General features: G+C 63.3%; 20 protein-coding genes. 12 read left to right on the plus strand and 8 right to left on the minus strand.

The window, feature by feature from the left end; translation table 11 throughout:
• Positions 1 to 91: 91 nt before the first annotated feature.
• Positions 92 to 886 carry an endonuclease NucS gene (gene nucS / locus ACFQJC_RS13855; RefSeq protein ID WP_390224439.1) on the plus strand — a complete coding sequence of 265 codons (795 nt, stop codon included), beginning with the start codon at positions 92 to 94 and terminating at the stop codon, positions 884 to 886.
• Here the strand turns inward: nucS and ACFQJC_RS13860 are convergent, their stop codons facing one another.
• On the minus strand, positions 887 to 1,537 hold the full coding sequence (locus ACFQJC_RS13860; RefSeq protein WP_390224441.1) for a type 1 glutamine amidotransferase: 651 nt from the start codon (positions 1,535 to 1,537) through the stop codon (positions 887 to 889).
• A 152-nt stretch (positions 1,538 to 1,689) separates the two neighbouring features.
• On the opposite strand from ACFQJC_RS13860, the gene ACFQJC_RS13865 reads away from it, so the two are divergent.
• Together ACFQJC_RS13865 and ACFQJC_RS13870 are read left to right on the plus strand one after the other, a co-directional pair.
• A complete protein-coding gene (locus ACFQJC_RS13865) occupies positions 1,690 to 2,220 on the plus strand; it encodes a 50S ribosomal protein L16 (protein ID WP_390224443.1) in 531 nt (176 codons plus the stop codon).
• Positions 2,221 to 2,266: 46 nt separating this feature from the next.
• Complete coding sequence (locus tag ACFQJC_RS13870) at positions 2,267 to 3,142, plus strand: ATP-grasp domain-containing protein (RefSeq protein ID WP_390224444.1); 876 nt, start codon at positions 2,267 to 2,269, stop codon at positions 3,140 to 3,142.
• An 11-nt stretch (positions 3,143 to 3,153) separates the two neighbouring features.
• On the opposite strand, the gene ACFQJC_RS13875 is transcribed toward ACFQJC_RS13870, so the two are convergent.
• On the minus strand, positions 3,154 to 3,516 hold the full coding sequence (locus tag ACFQJC_RS13875) for an Hsp20/alpha crystallin family protein (RefSeq protein ID WP_390224445.1): 363 nt from the start codon (positions 3,514 to 3,516) through the stop codon (positions 3,154 to 3,156).
• 248 nt (positions 3,517 to 3,764) lie between these two features.
• Here ACFQJC_RS13875 and gap point away from each other — a divergent pair, with 248 nt between their 5' ends.
• Positions 3,765 to 4,817: a type I glyceraldehyde-3-phosphate dehydrogenase gene (gene gap, locus ACFQJC_RS13880; protein ID WP_390224446.1), complete on the plus strand. Its 1,053-nt coding sequence runs from the start codon at positions 3,765 to 3,767 to the stop codon at positions 4,815 to 4,817.
• Between the two features lie 94 nt (positions 4,818 to 4,911).
• The gene (locus ACFQJC_RS13885; RefSeq protein WP_390224448.1) at positions 4,912 to 6,117 is read left to right on the plus strand and encodes a phosphoglycerate kinase; all 1,206 of its coding nucleotides are present in this window, start codon (positions 4,912 to 4,914) and stop codon (positions 6,115 to 6,117) included.
• A gap of 25 nt (positions 6,118 to 6,142) precedes the next feature.
• Here the strand turns inward: ACFQJC_RS13885 and ACFQJC_RS13890 are convergent, their stop codons facing one another.
• On the minus strand, positions 6,143 to 6,337 hold the full coding sequence (locus tag ACFQJC_RS13890; protein WP_390224450.1) for a hypothetical protein: 195 nt from the start codon (positions 6,335 to 6,337) through the stop codon (positions 6,143 to 6,145).
• Positions 6,338 to 6,424: 87 nt separating this feature from the next.
• Between ACFQJC_RS13890 and ACFQJC_RS13895 the strand changes: the two genes are divergently transcribed.
• Entirely contained in the window at positions 6,425 to 6,913 is a 489-nt protein-coding gene (locus ACFQJC_RS13895) for a metallophosphoesterase (protein ID WP_390224452.1), read from the plus strand.
• 45 nt (positions 6,914 to 6,958) lie between these two features.
• Here the strand turns inward: ACFQJC_RS13895 and ACFQJC_RS13900 are convergent, their stop codons facing one another.
• Positions 6,959 to 8,026, minus strand: a complete 1,068-nt coding sequence (locus ACFQJC_RS13900) for a type II glyceraldehyde-3-phosphate dehydrogenase (RefSeq protein WP_390224454.1) — start codon at positions 8,024 to 8,026, stop codon at positions 6,959 to 6,961.
• Positions 8,027 to 8,228: 202 nt separating this feature from the next.
• On the opposite strand from ACFQJC_RS13900, the gene ACFQJC_RS13905 reads away from it, so the two are divergent.
• Positions 8,229 to 9,188 carry an aminopeptidase gene (locus ACFQJC_RS13905; RefSeq protein ID WP_390224456.1) on the plus strand — a complete coding sequence of 320 codons (960 nt, stop codon included), beginning with the start codon at positions 8,229 to 8,231 and terminating at the stop codon, positions 9,186 to 9,188.
• A 47-nt stretch (positions 9,189 to 9,235) separates the two neighbouring features.
• On the opposite strand, the gene ACFQJC_RS13910 is transcribed toward ACFQJC_RS13905, so the two are convergent.
• Positions 9,236 to 10,534 (minus strand): PQQ-like beta-propeller repeat protein, encoded by a 1,299-nt coding sequence (locus ACFQJC_RS13910; RefSeq protein WP_390224458.1) that lies wholly within the window; start codon positions 10,532 to 10,534, stop codon positions 9,236 to 9,238.
• 110 nt (positions 10,535 to 10,644) lie between these two features.
• Between ACFQJC_RS13910 and ACFQJC_RS13915 the strand changes: the two genes are divergently transcribed.
• The 4 genes from ACFQJC_RS13915 (at position 10,645) to ACFQJC_RS13930 (ending at position 13,595) form a co-directional block, all read left to right on the plus strand.
• Positions 10,645 to 11,307, plus strand: coding sequence for an HVO_0476 family zinc finger protein (locus ACFQJC_RS13915; RefSeq protein ID WP_390224460.1), 663 nt, complete (start codon positions 10,645 to 10,647; stop codon positions 11,305 to 11,307).
• Positions 11,308 to 11,376: 69 nt separating this feature from the next.
• Complete coding sequence (locus tag ACFQJC_RS13920; RefSeq protein ID WP_390224462.1) at positions 11,377 to 12,315, plus strand: class I SAM-dependent methyltransferase; 939 nt, start codon at positions 11,377 to 11,379, stop codon at positions 12,313 to 12,315.
• Positions 12,316 to 12,336: 21 nt separating this feature from the next.
• Positions 12,337 to 13,068, plus strand: a complete 732-nt coding sequence (locus tag ACFQJC_RS13925; protein ID WP_390224464.1) for a protein-L-isoaspartate O-methyltransferase family protein — start codon at positions 12,337 to 12,339, stop codon at positions 13,066 to 13,068.
• A 77-nt stretch (positions 13,069 to 13,145) separates the two neighbouring features.
• Positions 13,146 to 13,595, plus strand: coding sequence for a hypothetical protein (locus ACFQJC_RS13930; protein ID WP_390224466.1), 450 nt, complete (start codon positions 13,146 to 13,148; stop codon positions 13,593 to 13,595).
• Positions 13,596 to 13,615: 20 nt separating this feature from the next.
• Here ACFQJC_RS13930 and ACFQJC_RS13935 read toward each other — a convergent pair whose 3' ends face one another.
• Positions 13,616 to 13,825: a hypothetical protein gene (locus ACFQJC_RS13935; RefSeq protein WP_390224467.1), complete on the minus strand. Its 210-nt coding sequence runs from the start codon at positions 13,823 to 13,825 to the stop codon at positions 13,616 to 13,618.
• A 138-nt stretch (positions 13,826 to 13,963) separates the two neighbouring features.
• Here ACFQJC_RS13935 and ACFQJC_RS13940 point away from each other — a divergent pair, with 138 nt between their 5' ends.
• Entirely contained in the window at positions 13,964 to 14,239 is a 276-nt protein-coding gene (locus tag ACFQJC_RS13940) for a YgaP family membrane protein (RefSeq protein WP_390224469.1), read from the plus strand.
• 14 nt (positions 14,240 to 14,253) lie between these two features.
• Here ACFQJC_RS13940 and ACFQJC_RS13945 read toward each other — a convergent pair whose 3' ends face one another.
• Positions 14,254 to 15,357, minus strand: coding sequence for a threonine synthase (locus ACFQJC_RS13945; protein WP_390224471.1), 1,104 nt, complete (start codon positions 15,355 to 15,357; stop codon positions 14,254 to 14,256).
• A 2-nt stretch (positions 15,358 to 15,359) separates the two neighbouring features.
• Positions 15,360 to 16,316 carry a succinylglutamate desuccinylase/aspartoacylase family protein gene (locus tag ACFQJC_RS13950; RefSeq protein ID WP_390224472.1) on the minus strand — a complete coding sequence of 319 codons (957 nt, stop codon included), beginning with the start codon at positions 16,314 to 16,316 and terminating at the stop codon, positions 15,360 to 15,362.
• Positions 16,317 to 16,389 lie beyond the last annotated feature (73 nt).

Genomic DNA, 16,389 nt, shown 5'->3' on the forward strand with positions numbered 1-16,389 from the left:
GACAACGATTGCCGGAAGATGACCAGACCGTGGTACCGCTTGCGACGAGGGGCTTATCTCCGGCGGCGACAAAGCGCAAGCCGACACCCGGATGACGGTGAACACACTCCATCGACCGACGCATCGAGACGCACTCGTTCATCTGGAAGCGGCCATCGAGCGCGGCGACCTCATCACGATGTTCGGTCGGTGTACGGTCGAGTACGACGGTCGAGCGACGAGCGAACTCGGTCCGGGCGACCGGTTGGTCGTTTTGAAGCCGGACGGCTCGATTCTCGTCCACACCGACGAGAAGCGCACGCCGGTCAACTGGCAACCACCGGGGTGTACCCACACGGCGAACGTCAGGGATGGGCAACTGCGAGTCCGGAGCACGCGCTCGACTCCCGACGAGCGACTGGACGTGTGGTTCGACCGAATCGAGCAGTGTTCGGCCTACGCCGTCAACGACCGCAGCGACCTCGAACTCGCCGGAAGCGAAGAGGACCTTCGCCAGCACATCCTCGCCGACCCGTCGATTCTCGAAGCCGGCTTCGAACCGCTCGAAACCGAGCGTCAGAGCGACGCCGGCGCGCTCGACATCTTCGGCGAAGACAGCGATGGTGTGCCGGTCGTCGTGGAGTTGAAGCGGCGGCGCGTCGGCCCCTCCGCGGCGAGTCAGCTCCGGCGGTACGTTGACGCGCTCAAACGCGAGTTCGGCGACGACGAACCGATTCGCGGAATTCTCGTCGCGCCCTCGCTCACCGACCGCGCGGCGGCCATGTTGGAGCGCGAAGGACTGGAGTTCGTCGCACTCGACCCCGGAACTGGAACGCCACCGGTCGAATTGGAGGGTGACGAAGACGAACGAAACGAAGTGGACGAAGAAAGCAAAGACACGTCCTAATCAGTCGAGTCCGGCGAGTCGAGCGAAGTTGGCGACTGTCTCGTTGGCGGTGACGCCCGTGAAGTCGCGGTCGGTGTCAGTTTCGGGCCACCCGAAGTCGTCGGCGATGCGGTCGAGGAGCGCGACGGTAAACTCGGGATGGTACTGCGTGGTCCAGATTGGCGCGGAGGCGTGTCGCGTTGCGAGGTGCTCGTAGTACGATGCGGAGCCGATGGTCTCCATCTCGTCACCGGGTTCGCGGACGTAGTCGCCGTGAACCATCGGAATCTGGCTGGAGATGCCGTCGAAAATCCGGTCGTCCGCGAGTTCGACATCGACGATACCGCGTTTTTGCTCGCCTGCTTCGACGGTTCCGCCGAGTGCGTCGTTGACGAGTTGGTGGCCGAAACAGACGCCGTAGGTCGGAATCTCGCGTTCGACGAGTTCGCGGACGAGTCGGCGACCGTCGTCTATCCACGGTCGGTCGGCCGTCTCGTAGACGCCCGCGGTGCTGCCAGTGATGACGACCGCATCGACGCCCGAGAGGTCCGGAATCCCGTCTTGAGGGATGGAGTGGACCACTCCCTCGCGGCCGTCGAGCGCGAGGGCGGCGAGCGCGTCGGTGAAGTACTGCGGGCCGTCGGTCGGCATCGTATCGCAGACGAGAATCATCGGGTGAATCGAAGCGAACCGGTCTGATAAGTATGTCTCTTGGTACCACGAGGCGGATAAAACCGAGGTGCCGTGCGGTCGCAGACGGCGTTTTCGGAACGATGCTTCGAAGCGTTTTTAGCCCGTGTGACCCTCAGACCTCACAAGTAACTATGTCAGACAAACCCGCCTCTATGTACCGGGAAATCAAGAACCCGGCGTACACGCGACGCGAGTACATCACGGGCATTCCCGGTTCCAAAATCGCACAGCACAACATGGGCGACCTGCAGGCGGACGCCGAAGACTACCCAGTCGAGATCAGCCTGAAGGTGGACGAAGACGTCCAGATTCGCCACGGCTCGCTCGAATCCGCACGTCTGTCGGCAAACCGTCTCATGCTCAAGCACGCGGGCGAGAAGCAGTACAAGATGATTCTGCGCAAGTTCCCGCACCACGTCATCCGCGAGAACAAGCAGGCGACCGGCGCAGGTGCAGACCGTGTTTCCGACGGGATGCGCCAGTCGTTCGGTAAGGTCGTCGGGACGGCCGCCCGCATCCCACGCGGCGAGACCGTCTTCAGCATCTACTGCAAGGTCGAAGACGCCGCAACCGCGAAGGACGCCCTCCGCCGCGCCTACAACAAGATGTCGCCGCCGTGCCGCATCACCGTCGAGCGTGGTGAGGAACTCCTCGTCGCGTAATCGCACGAACCATCCAACTTTTCTGTCACCGCTTCTCTCGTAGCGTATGCGCCGACTCGCAGTGACGACTTCGAGCGAAACTTTCGCGCGCATGCGCGGCCCGCTCGCAGCGCGCGGCATCGAGGTCGGACACCTCCCGGCCAAGGAGTTCGCGCTCGACCTCACTCGCCCGCCCACCGAGGAGTTCGACGTCGGATTCGTCTACCCCTCGCGGATGATGGAAGGCGGCGTCATCGACGCGCGATACGACATCCCGTGGGTCAACACGCGCGAAGATATCCTGGCGTCGCGGAACAAAGGGGGCGTCATCGCGGCGCTCTCGCGCGCGGACATCCCCGTCCCGAAGACCGTCGCCGTCTCGAACCCAGTCGAGGACGACGAACTCGTTTCTGCCGTCGAGTCCGCCGGTCTCGACTTTCCGCTCGTCGTCAAACCCAACTCGACTACCCGAGGCGTCGGCATCGCAAAAGCCCACGACGTGGACTCACTGCTCGGTATCGTGGACCACCAGAACCTCGTCCACGACTTCCGGGCGACAGGCGACAAGTCCTATCTCGTCCAAGAGTGGCTTCCTGACGCCCGCGACTACCGAATCATGCTGCTCGACGGCGAGATCGTGGGCGGTGTCGAACGGCGACTCTCCGACGAGGCGAGAGCGGACGGGCGCTGGAAACACAACGTCCATCGCGGGGCCGACGCGGTCGGTATCGACGTGCCCGACGAGCACCGGGAGTTGGCGAAGGCGGTGGCCGAGACGTTGGGGATTCGCTATCTCGGTGTCGATTTGCTCGAATCGAACGGCCGGCTCGTCGTCTCGGAGACGAACGCCCGGCCGACCATCGACGACGCCGGAAAGTACGAAGACGGTTTTTTCGACGCGCTCGCGGCGCTCATCGAGCGGGTTGCGAAAAATGCAGCGTGAGACGCGATTCGTTACTCGACGTCGATTGCGGCGGAGTCTTCTGCCCGGTCGAGTGTGACCTGTAGCACGCCGTTGTTGTACGTCGCTTTGGCGGAGTGTTCGTCCACGCGGACCGGCAGGCGGATGCGCTCGTCGAACTCTCGAAGGTCGCCAGCGGCGCTAATCGTGAGCGTCTCTCCATCGCACTTGAGGTCGATAGCGTCTTTATCGATGCCCGGGAGGTCCGCGACGAGTCGGAGTGTGTCACCCTCATCATAGACGTCGATGTGGGTATCGGAGGCGAACCCGGCGTTGCCTCCGGTCATGTCATTCATCATCCGTTCGATTTCGTCGAAGATGTTATCGAACGGGTCGTCACGGTCGTCTCTGACCATGCGGGGCGCTATGAAATCTGAGGCTATAACGCTTCTGGCTACGACAATCACATGAAAGAACGCCGCCATATGCCCTGAACCCGCCCATTTACTGGGGTCGAACTGGCACACACCGCCGGTTGGTGCGCGAATATGATTGTTTGAGTGAGATTCATGACTGTGTTTGAAAGGTAACGTTCGATTACGCCGGATTTACCGAAACAGATATACTGATTCCTCTCCGATAGCTAGGTGGATACTACTCGAACATGAGTGAAAAATCCTACCTTAGTGCGGGCGCGAACGTGGACGAATCGGACGTGGTGCGGGTCGGACTCAACGGATTCGGACGAATCGGCCGGAACATCTTCCGTGCCGTCCTCGAGAATCCGAAGGTCGAACTCGTCGGCATCAACGACGTCATGGACTTCGAGGACATGCGATACCTCGCCAAGTACGACTCGGTCCTCGGCCGTCTCGATGGACTCGAACTCGACGGCGACACGCTGACCATCGGCGGCACCTCGGTGAGTCTCTACAACGTTCAGTCCCCCGCTGAACTGCCGTGGGGCGAACTCGACGTGGACGTCGCACTGGAGTGTACCGGCATCTTCCGGACGAAAGAAGACGCCTCCGCGCACCTCGAAGCGGGCGCTGACAAGGTCGTCATCTCGGCACCACCGAAAGGCGACGAACCCGTCAAGCAACTCGTCTACGGCGTCAACCACGACGAGTACGAGGGCGAAGACATCGTCTCGAACGCCTCCTGTACGACGAACTCCGTCACGCCCATCGCAAAGGTCCTCGACGAGGAGTTCGGCATCGAGAACGGTCTCTTGACGACCGTCCACGCCTACACGGGCAGCCAGAACCTCATCGACGGACCCCACGCGAAGCAGCGCCGTGGCCGCTCGGCCGCCGAGAACATCGTCCCGACGACGACCGGTGCCGCACAGGCCGCCACCGAGATTCTGCCACAACTCGACGGCAAACTCGACGGCATGGCGATTCGCGTCCCCGTCGTCAACGGGTCGCTCACCGAACTCGTCGTCCGACTCGAAGACAAGCCGTCTGTCGATGAAATCAACGACGCCTTCCGCGCCGCGGCCGACTCCGGCCCGCTCGCGGGCGTCCTCGGCTACACCGACGACGAAGTCACCTCGCGTGACATCCTCGGCCTGCCCTTCTCCAGCACCGTGGACCTCAACACGACCAACCAGGTCAACGACGGCGGTCTCTACAAGATTCTGACGTGGTACGACAACGAGTACGGTTTCTCCAACCGCATGCTCGACGTCGCCCACTTCATCACCCACCAGTAAGCACCACACCACTGGTTCCCCGGACTGACTGACCCGGCCCGGTTTCCGGGCCAACCTCCCCACCACTAAGTAACACCTCCACGTTTTCCAAACTATGTTCAACACGCTCGACGACCTCGACCCGGAGCAACGCGTGCTCGTCCGCCTCGACCTCAACTCGCCGGTCGAAGACGGACAGGTACAGGACAACCGACGATTCGACCGCCACGCTGAGACGGTCCGCGAACTCGCCGACGAGGGCCATCGCGTCGTCCTCATGGCGCACCAGGGCCGCCCCGGCGGCGACGACTTCGTCTCGCTCGAACAGCACGCCGACATCCTCTCTGGACACATCGACCGCGAGGTCCAGTTCGTCGCCGACACCTACGGCGACGAGGCCATCGAGGCCATCGAATCGCTCGATTCGGGCGAGGTACTCCTCCTCGAAAACGTCCGCATGTGCGACGACGAACTCCCCGAAGAAGACCCCGAGGTGAAAGCCGACACCGAGTTCGTCCAGACGCTCGCGCCCCACTTCGACGCCTACATCAACGACGCCTACTCGGCGGCCCACCGCTCGCACGCCTCGCTCGTCGGGTTCGCGCTCGAACTGCCCGCCTTCGCAGGTCGCGTGATGGAATCCGAGTATCAGGCGAACTCCTCGATTGCGACGCGGGAGTTCGACGGACAGGTGACGATGGTCGTCGGCGGGACGAAAGCCACCGACGTCATCGACGTGATGAACAACCTCGGCGACAAGGTGGACCAGTTCTTACTCGGCGGCATCGCGGGCGAGTTGTTCCTCCGGGCCGCGGGCAACGAGGTCGGCTACGACCTCGAAGGCATGGACTTCTTCGACGACCAGTGGGAAGCGAACCGAGAGACTATCGAGTCACTGCTGGACGAACGCGGCGACCAAATCAAACTCGCCGTTGACCTCGCCTACGAAGACCAGACGGAGGAACGCGGCGAAATCGCCGTCGCCAACATCACCGGGAAGGACCGCCCGTACCTCGACGTCGGCTCGATGACCGTAGACCAGTACGACCCCATCATCCGCGACTCCGAGGCCGTCTTCGTGAAGGGCGCTCTCGGCCTGTTCGAAGACGAGCGCTTCTCTGTCGGCACCGTCGGCGTCCTCGAAGCCATCGCGCAGACCGACTGCTTCTCCGTCGTCGGCGGCGGCGACACCTCGCGCGCGATCGAGATGTACGGCATGAGTGAGGACGACTTCGGCCACGTCTCCATCGCCGGCGGCGCGTACATCCGCGCGCTCACGGGCGCACCGCTCGCGGGCGTCGAAGTGCTGAAACAGGACTGAGCGCCCACTCCTCTTCTCCCAGTTCTTATCTCGCCGGGAGAACCCACCGCGAAAGCGCGGTTGCGACTGACCACGTGACGACTGCGTAGGACAGCGCGAGCGCCACGACGCCGGACCAACTGCTCTCGGGATGCGGTTCTTCGACCCGGTCGGCGAGCAGCGTGACCGAACCGACGAAGGCGACGAAAAAGGCAGTTAGGTCGAATGTCGTGTCAGCCATAGTATCTGGTGTATCTACACGACGTGCAGCACTCCTTGATATAGATGTCTATGAAATTTGATGTTGGTGGCGGGCGAAAAGGGAGGCATGAAACTCGGTGTCGTCTCAGATACGCACGATAACCTGGAGTACGTCCACGCCGCGGTCGAACACTTCGAACGAGAGATGGTCGATGTCGTCGTCCACTGCGGCGATATCGTCGCGCCGTTCTCGGTCGCACCGTTCGACAGGGAGTTCGAGTTTCACGCCGTCCGCGGAAACAACGACGGCGAGTGGAAACTCCGCGACATCGTGAACTCGTTCGGCACCTACCACGACGACTTCGCCCACCTGACCCTCGACGGCCAGGAGATAGCCGTCTATCACGGCACTGAAGCGGGACTCGTGGACACGCTCCTCGAATCCGATACGTACGACTACGTACTCCGTGGCCACACCCATCAGAAGTCGCTCGACTACTACGGGGCGACGACGCACATCAACCCCGGCGGGTTACCGATTCCGGACGCGGACGAGGAGTTCCACGTCGCCGTCGTCGATTTAGCGACCGAGAACGTCGCGTTCGAGACGCTCTGAACCAACCACGCGAGAAAAGAGACTGCGGGTGAACAGACGGACTGACTAGTCGTCAGCGAACTCTGCGCGCGCCTGTTCAGAGAACCCAGAAGGGTCGCCGGTGATACCGATGCCGAGTCGGCGGTCGGTGAGTTCCATACTCGCCTGTTTGTCTTCGAGGTCGAACATGGCGCGAATCGCGTCCACGTTCTCCGGAATCACGTCGGACTGCTGATGGATGGCCTGGAAGAGGTAGAGGTCACGGCCGTTGACGCCGATGGACTCACCCCAGACACAGTTCTCCCACATGTCGCCGCGCGGGCGGCCAGCGTCGAGCGCGAAGTCCATGAGCTTTCCAGCGCCGTCGATGCCCAGACCCTCGGGGATGACGTAGACGCGGTTCTCGTTTTCGAGCAGTTGACGGACGTGCGCGCCGGTCACGTCGTCGCCGAGCGTGACGTTGAGGGCGTGAACGTGCATCAGCGTCGCCGGGACTTTCAGTCCGAGCGTGTCGATTTCGAGGTCGGGGAAGATGGTCTTCACGTCGGGACCGTGGTGCGAGGGAACCGAAATCGGGTCGGGGAGGATGTCGTTGATGGGTCCCCGAGAGTTCTGTCCGGGGTCGCCACCGCGGCGAACCAGCGTCGCGCGGACCTTCTCGACGCCGTACTCCTCTTTGAGGGGAGCGATGATGCGCGAGAGACCGGTCGTGTTACAGGAGACGACGCGGACGTAGTCGGCGTCGCGGGCGGCGTCGAAGTTGGCGCGAGCGTTGAAGCTCACCTCGGCGACGTCGGCGTCTTCGCCGCCTTGGAAGATGGCGGGGGTGTGGTGAGTCTCGTAGAGTTCACGGTTGCGAGCGCCGATTCCCGAGGGCGTACAGTCCACGATGACGTCGGCTTCGGCGACGAGTTCGTCTACTTCGCCGGCGAGGTCGATGCCGGCTTCGGAGAAGAGAGGTGCTCGTTCGGGAATCGCGGCGTACATCGAATAGCCACGTTCGATTGCGGTGTGTGCTTCGAAGTTGGGTTGCGTTTTGGCGACCCCGATGACTTCCATGTCGGGTTGCGCCTCGATGGCATCGGCCACGCGCTTTCCGATTGTACCGTAGCCGTTGACTCCCACTCGTATCATGCATAGATGACCAGCGTGGCCGAACATAGTTATTTCGATGATTAGAACCCAGAAATTAACTCTCAACCGAGTGACTCGCTCGATTATCTCTGAGGCGAGTGAAGTTGGTCTGAAGTAGAAAAATCGATGGTCCCGAAGGCATTACGGGGGCATTCGGTCTCAGATGGGAATGCCTAACCCGGCGGACACACCATGCACAATCATGACCTACTCCGATGCGGACCTCCGTGCCGCCAGCGAGACGGCGATTCACCAGTGTCTCGACTTGCAGTCCGACGAGTCGCTCGTCGTCGTCACCGACGACAAGCGCGAGGTCATCGGCGAGGCGCTCTACGAAGTCGCCTCGGAAGTGACCGACGACGCCTCCATCATCCGCTACCCGCCGGGCAACCAACACGGCGAAGAACCCCCCGCACCGGTCGCCGCCGCGATGGCGAGCGCCGACGCCTTCCTCGCGCCGACGACGAAGAGCCTCAGTCACACTCGCGCACGCGGCGCGGCCTGCGACGCCGGCGCTCGCGGTGCGACCCTCCCCGGCATCACCGAAGAGGTGTTCGTGACCGGTCTCGACGCCGACTACGACGCGATTTACCGACACAGCAAGGAGATGCTCGAAGCCGTGGGCGAGGCCGACGAAGTTCGCGTGACGACCGAGAAGGGCACCGACATTACCTTCGTCCGCGGCGACCGCGAGTGGCTGGCCGACACGGGCTACATCGCCAACGAGGGTTCCTTCTCGAACCTCCCGGCGGGCGAAATCTTCCTCAGTCCCGAGTCCGCCACCGGAACCTACGTCGTAGACGGCACCATGATGCCCCACGGCCTGCTCGACGACGACCAGGAACTTCGTTTCGAGGTCGAAGACGGCTACGTCACCCACATCTCCGACGACGACATCCGCGAGCAGGTCGAAACCGCCGCCGACGAAGTCGGCCGAGACGCCTACAACCTCGCCGAAATCGGCATCGGTACCAACGTCGGCGTGACCAACCTCGTCGGCTCGGTCCTCCTCGACGAGAAGGCCGCCGGCACGGTCCACATCGCCATCGGCGACGACGCGGGCATCGGCGGCGACACCGACGCACCGCTCCACCTCGACGGCATTATTCGAGAGCCGACGGTGTACGCCGACGGCGAGGAAGTCGAACTGCCACAGCCCTAAGTCGGGTTCTCTCTTCTTTCGGATTCGCTCTTCTCTCGGATTCTCTCTCAGCCGAGGAGACACTCTTCGGCGAGTTCCACCCCGCACGACTCGTAGCATCTGAGTTCGCCGTTTCCGAAGGCTACGTAGAACGCGCCATCGACCAGTGCGAGACCCGACGGCGACGCCGAGACAGGGAGTTTTCCAGACCCGCGAACCTCGCCGGTCGAGGTGTCGAGCGCGTAGAGGTAGTTCGGCGTTCGTTCCTCGTCGAGATGCTCAGCGACGACGTAGATTGTCGCGCCGGTGATAGCGGGCGTCCAATCGAACAGCACCAACGGGTCCGGTCCGAACGACCACGCTACCTCTCCGGTATCGAGTCGGCGGGCGAGCAGGCGATTGTCGTCGCAATAGTAGACGAGTCCGGCCGCGGTTGCGACCCCGGTGGTGGACCACTTTCTGGCGGCGTGTTTCCACCGAAGTTCTCTGCTTCGACGGTCGAACGCGACCACGTATCGCTGGTCGCTGTCGCTCCCGGCCACGTTCTCGCTCAGCGTGGTCAGAATCACCTCGTTAGTGATGGTCACCGGCCCGGCAATCGGCATCGACTTTTCCCACAGTCGCTCGCCGGTCGCCACGTCGAGTCCGACGAGACCCGACTCACCACCGAAGAACGGGACGTACACCGTGTCGCCGAACGCCGACAGCGTCCACGGGAGTTGACGCGTCGAAAAGCCCGCTTCCCACACTGGGTCGCCGGTTTCGGCATCCAACGCGACGACCTGCACGGGCGGTTCCCGGTCGCCGTAGGTCGCCGTAATCGCCAGTCCATCGGAGACGATTGGCGGCGCGACGATTGGCCACGGTTGGTCGGTCGTCGGAATCGGTTCGGTCCAGCGCAGGTTCCCGTCGGTGTCGAGCGCGTGCAATCCCTCGAACGTTCGGGCATAGATTCGGTCGAACTGGACGACGACCGAATCGTGATGAAACCGAGTCTCGTCTCTGTCGGCGACCGAAACCGTCGTGCGCCACTGTTCGTCTCCCGTACTCGCATCGAACGCCGAAACGACCGATTCGTGGTCGGTATCGTAGCCACCCCGCGTGTGCAAGTGATAGACGACGCCGTCGGCGACGACGGGCGAACTCGTCGGAAAGCCCTCGAACACCTCGGCGCGCCAAGCCGAGTAGAGGTCGCCCGTTGGTCCCTCGCCGGGTGTCGCGCCAGTCCGGGCGTCGTCAGCACCGTAGCGCGACCACGTTCCGTCGTACGAGGGTCGGTCTTGAATTCCCGAGAGGCACCCCGCCGTCGTCACCAACGCCGAAGCTCCGAGCGCTGCGAGAAATCGGCGACGAGTCGGGGGATTCACGAAAAGAGATTGTTCGTTCGACATGAAAACACACCCGGCTCCGCGCCACCGACTCCCACGCCCACGAGGAGAAAGGCGGGTTTTTACGCCCTGAACGGATATCCGACCGTATGAGCCTACCCGACGCCGGTGAGCGCGTCCCACTCTCTTGTCCGACGTGTTCACCCTCCGAACCCACCGTCCACGAGGTGCTCAAGCCCGGCGGTCACTCGACCGTCCGCTGCACCGAGTGCGGTCACGTCCACAAAGAGAAAATCGAAGTGCCGGACGAAATCGACATGGATGTCGTCGTCTCGCAAGACGGCTCGTCGGTCTCGACGACCGTCTCCGCCCCGAAAGAGGCGACCATCGAAACGGGCGACGAGTTCATCGTCGATACCCCCGAAGCGATTCAGCTCGTCCGCATCACGGGCATCGAAGTCGGTCCCGAACAGCGCGTCGAGGAGTCGCTGATCAAAGACGCCAAAACCGTCTGGACGCGCGTCGTAGACAACGTGAAGGTCAACGTTACCATCCACCCGAAGGAGGGCGACGGCTACAACGAGGAGACCCGCAGCATCACCGTCAACGTCCCCGGCGACTACGAGTTCGTCGTCGGCGAGTCCGAGCAGTTCGGCGACGAGGAAGTCAAAATCGAGGGCCTCGTCGTCCGCGCAGACGCGCCCGAGTACCGCCACGGGAAACTCGACCACCCCGGCGACATGGTCTATGCGAAAGACGCGAAGCGCGTCTACACCCGCGACGAATCGTCGTCGGCGTGGTCCGCCTGGTAATCGGGACTGGTCCTCAGTCTTCATCGCCCATCAGAACGTGTTTTTGCGCTGGACTCCGTTCGAACAGCCATGCCGACCCGCGACCGCTCACGGTTTTCTATCGAATCGCTCGCGCTCCTGTGGGCCGCCCGAGAGAGCGGCGTCATCGACGCGCTGACGACGAACGCAGGCACCGCCGAGCAGGTCGCGGAGAAAGCCGGTATCGACCCCCGAGCGGCGCGAATCACCGTCGATGCGCTCGAATCGATGGGCTTCATCAAGCGCGTCGGCGACGAGTTCGAGATTACGAATCGCGCATTGGGCTTTCTCGCCAAGCGCGACGTGCGTTCTATCGGTCGCCTCCCGAACGCGCTCGACCGGTTCTCTCTGTACGCCGACTTACCGGGGACGATGGCGACCGGCGAAGCGCCAGCCATGCCGGACGAGTGGGCGCGGAACCGACTCGGCGCACACGACGCCACCGACGAAGCGGTCGTTCGGGCGTGTGTGACCGCCGCAGTTCGTGCCAATCCGAGCGCCGAGCGCGTCCTCGACCTCGGCGGACAATCGGGCGTCTTCGCCCGCGAGTTCCGCGCTCGCGGCTCCGAGGTGACCTTCCTCGACGACAGTGAGACGGTCGAAATCGTCCGTCCGTTGCTCTCGCGTGCCGGTATCGACCTCGTCGCGGGCGACGTGACGAACCCACCTGTGTCCGGATTCGACCTCGTGTTCGCCGACGACGCGTTCGTGGGACACGACCCGGACTCGGCCGCAAGCATCGTTGCAGGAGCCTACGACGCTCTCGAACCCGGCGGGATAGCAGTGTTCATCGACGCCCTCTCGAACCGGTGTTCGGTGGCGACGACGACCCAGCGAGCGGTCGATGCGCTCGCACTCGGAACGGGCGAGTGTTACGACGAAGAGACGGTCCGAGAGTGGGTCGAAGCGGCCGGATTCGAGCGGCCGACGATTCGAGATATTCCGGGGACCGACGTGCAGGCCGTGGTGTGCGAGCGTGCGGTTCAATAGCCCCGGCCGCCGAGGGCGAACATGGACTATGCCGTGTTGCGCGAGGACATGGTCGATGGGTTAGAGCTATCGCTCGGCCCGCTCGACGAGACCGTCGGTCTCGCCCTCCGCACCGTCCCGCGCCACGAGTTCGTCGCGGACGCACCCTACGAGAACCGGACGGGTGAACACCGCGACACGCGAACGACGATTCTCTCGCCGAGCACCGCCACCAGATTGGTCTCCGCGCTCTCTCCCGACCCCGACGACTCCGTCCTCGTCGTCGGCGCTGGCGTCGGCTACACCGCCGCCCTCGTCGCCGAAATCGTCGGCGACGCCAACGTCCACGCCGTCGATATCACGCGCAAACTCGTCTACGAAGCCCGCTCGAACCTCCAGAAAGCGGGCTACGGCGGCGTGCTCGTGGACTGCCGCGACGGAGCCGACGGGTTGCCCGAGTACGCCCCGTTCGACCGCATTCTGGTCGAAGCCTCCGCGATTCGCCCGCCGCGACACTTGCTCGACCAACTCGCCGACGACGGCCGACTCGTCATGCCGATGGGCGTCGGCGACCAGTCGCTCGTCGCGTTCGAGGACGACGAGGTGGTCGAGACGTTCGGCCCAATCTCGTTTAAACCGTTGCTCGTCGATGGCGAGCAGACCGGGAGTATCGTCCGCAACCGAACCAAGCGCGAGGACCCCGAGTACGAAGGCCGAGGCTGGCACGCCGGGACGGGATGGGAACAAGAGTGGATCGACTGGGGCGCGCGGTAGTCGGCGGGTCGGCGCTGTTTGTGCTTTCGGTGTGATTCGAACCATGATTTTTCAGCGCGCAGTCTGAAGAACTGCTAATGAAAAGACAACTTCTGGTCGTGCTCTGTCTTCTATCTCTGGCCGGGTGTAGCGGTCTCTCCGGTCAACCACCTGCGACGCCGACAGAGAGCGAGGAACCCTGGGAGTATCGAATCGTCGTCGAGAACGGCTACGAAGCCCAAGCGTTCACCGTGTCCTTGACGACAAAAAGCGGCCAGACTGTCGTGAACGAAACCCGCTCCGTTGACTCCGGAGAGCGGTGGGTCGCAACGACACTCACGGAAACAGCGCACAGTGACCAAGCGTACGTGCTCACAATCTCGGCAGAGGACGAAGGCCAGCTAGTGAGTAAGGAGTTCGATGCAACGCCACAAGCGGATGTTACCTACACATCTGGAGCAACCTTGTACGTGTTCGGCCCCGGTGAGAGTTCGGTTCACAACTGTGGCGGGAACGTAACGTGCTATGAGAAAATCAGCAAACAGTGATTCAGACACCGAGTAGAGAATCAGTCAGACCCACTGACGCCTTCGAGATAGCCGTATCTGAGTCCCTGTATCGCCGTCACGAGCACCCAAATCGCGCCCGCGAGGAGCATCGAGCCGAGGAGGACGCCGACTTGGAAGCCCGAGAGGATGGTGAAAATCAGGAGCGTGAGCGCGAGAAACCGACCGAGTGTGTCGTCGTCGCTCGGGAGGAGATACGTGAGGCGGGACATGGTGGTATCATTGCAAGACGCGTGGATAAATCATTGCGCTGAGATAACAGCGCCGCAGAGTATCACGATTCCATCCCGCCGAGAATTTGCAGGGACGCTAATCCCATCTACGGTCTATCTATACCTGGTGAAACACCCATGGAGAAGAACGTTGGTGGATACGACCGCATCCTGCGGGCGGTACTCGGCCCGGTGCTGATTATCGTCGCCGCCGCGATGTTCGCCGGTCTGCTGGTGATTGCAACCGCCACGCTCCAGGCCACCATCGCCGTCGTGGCACTCCTCGTCGGCGCAGTCCTCACCGTGACTGCCATCACGCAGCAGTGCCCGCTCAACAGAGCACTCGGCATCAACACCTACAAGGGCGCGATGGAACCCGAGCGCGGAACCGACACCCCGCGACCGCGGGCGTAACACTTCGATTTTGATTAGCTCTTCAGGCCACTCCCAGTCAGCGGCACGACCACGTCCTCGTCGGGCAAGATTTCGCCCGTCGCCCGCAACTGGTGGAGCGCCGCGGGAGCGACCGCACACGTCGGTTCGGTGTAGAAGCCGTGCCTGTGCAGGCGGTCGAGTTCGTCCTCGACGGCGGCCTCCGAGAGGGCGATTGCGTCGCCGCCGGTCTCCTCGATGGCGGTCATGATTTCGGTCTCACGAACCGGCTGTTGAATTTGAATCCCGTCCGCAACGTCGTTCGTCTCGCCGGTCGAGCGGTGAAGCGCGTCCGCAATCGGTGCGTACCCGGCGGCTTGCGCGCCGTAGAGTCGAGGAACGTCATCTATCCAGCCCGCTTCCCGGAGTGCGTCGAAGCCGCGGTAGGCACCGAGAAAGAGCGTGCCGTGGCCGAGTGGCGTGACGATTGCATCCGGGACCTCCCAGTCGCGCTGGGCGGCGAGTTCGTAGGCGAACGTGGCCGTTCCCGCGAAGAACGCCGGGTTCCACGCGTGACTCGCGTACCACGCGTCGTCGTTGGCGACGGCTTCGACGCAGGCGTCGGTGACGGCCTGCCGGGAGCCTTCGACGCGAACCGGCGTGGCACCGGCGCGTTCGATGGCTTTCAGTTTCGACTGTTTCGCAGAACGCGGGACGTAGATTTCGGCGTCGATACCGGCGCGTGCGGCGTAGGTCGCAATCGCCGCGCCAGCGTTGCCCGAGGAGTCTTCGACGACGCGCTCGACACCCAACTCGCGGGCGAGCGAGAGCGTGGTCGTCGCGCCGCGGTCCTTGAACGAGCCGGTGGGAAAGACGTATTCGAGTTTGAACGCGGCGTCCCACTCGGGCGCGTCCACGAGCGGCGTCATTCCCTCGCCAAGGGTTGCGTGTGGTTCGGTGGGGAGGAAGTCTTCGAAGGCCCACAACCCGCGCCGGAGGTCGATATCGGCCGTCGCGGGGTCGGATACGTCGGGGAGGAAGTCGGTCTCGAAGTCCAGTGGGCCGCCGCACGAACAGCGCCACTGCCACGTCTCGTAGGTGGTGCCGCAGGCGGGACACGAGAGACGAAGCGTCGGTGAGAGCGAGGTGTCGGTGGGCATGGTCAGTAGCTATCGATGTCGATGCCGACAGAGCAGACGTACTCGCCCGAGGCGACCTGTGGGAGTCGCCGGGCGCGCCAGAAGATGCCGCTGTGGTCCGCGGTGACGCGAGATTTGAGTTGGCCGAACACGTCGGTGATTTCGAACAGCACGTCGCCGGCGCTCACTTCGTCGCCGAGCGCGCGCTTGAATCGGACGAGACCGCCCGCGGGAGAGCCGTACTGGTCGAATCCGCGGGCGCGGGTCTGGGGTTCGAGGTCCACGTCGCCGTCGAGAAAGCCGTAGCCGCGGAGGACGTTGTGGACGCCGCGAACGCCGAGTCGGATGCTCTCTTCGTCCCAGCCGACACAGCCGCCGAGTTCGGGGTCGATAGTCGGGATGCTCGCGTCGGGACCGGCGCGGGCGAGTTGGCCGTCCGGGCCTTTCTGGTCGAGGACGTACCCGCACCCGAACGTCTTGGCGAGCCGAAGGCACTCGGCGTGCATCCGGTGGTGACGGCCGCAGCGGACGCGCACCTCGTTTATCATCTGACTCGTGGAGCCCTGGTGCAAGTCGAGGATGAGGTCGGCACCGCGGGCGACTTTGAACGTCGCGTCGGCGATGCGTTCGGAGGAGGTGCCGCGCTCGTCGCCGGGATACGCGCGGTTCATCTTCCGGTCGTCGATGGGGTTTCGATGTTGGGCGACCTGAAACGCGTGGTAGTTGACGATGCCGACGATGAGAATCGCCCCCGAAATCTCGGCGGGGTCGAGTTGCGGTACGAGTCGCTGGACGACGCCGACGCCGTTGAGTTCGTCGCCGTCGGAGGCGGCTTGGATGTAGAGCGTCTTGCCCGACTTCGCGCCGTTGATGACGGCGACGGGCAACCCGACGGTCCCACCGTCACGGGATTCACCCACTTCGAGGCGACCGACGGCCATCTCCCCGGGGGCCGCAGACGCAGTTCCCACAGTAATCATACCGCGAAGGTTGGACCCACCTCCCTTTAGAAATTCGGTCCCGTCAGCGGGATAGAAAAGCGGTGTCGCTTTA

The organism is Haloferax namakaokahaiae (assembly GCF_042663225.1).
GTDB classification, from domain to species: Archaea; Halobacteriota; Halobacteria; order Halobacteriales; family Haloferacaceae; genus Haloferax; species Haloferax namakaokahaiae.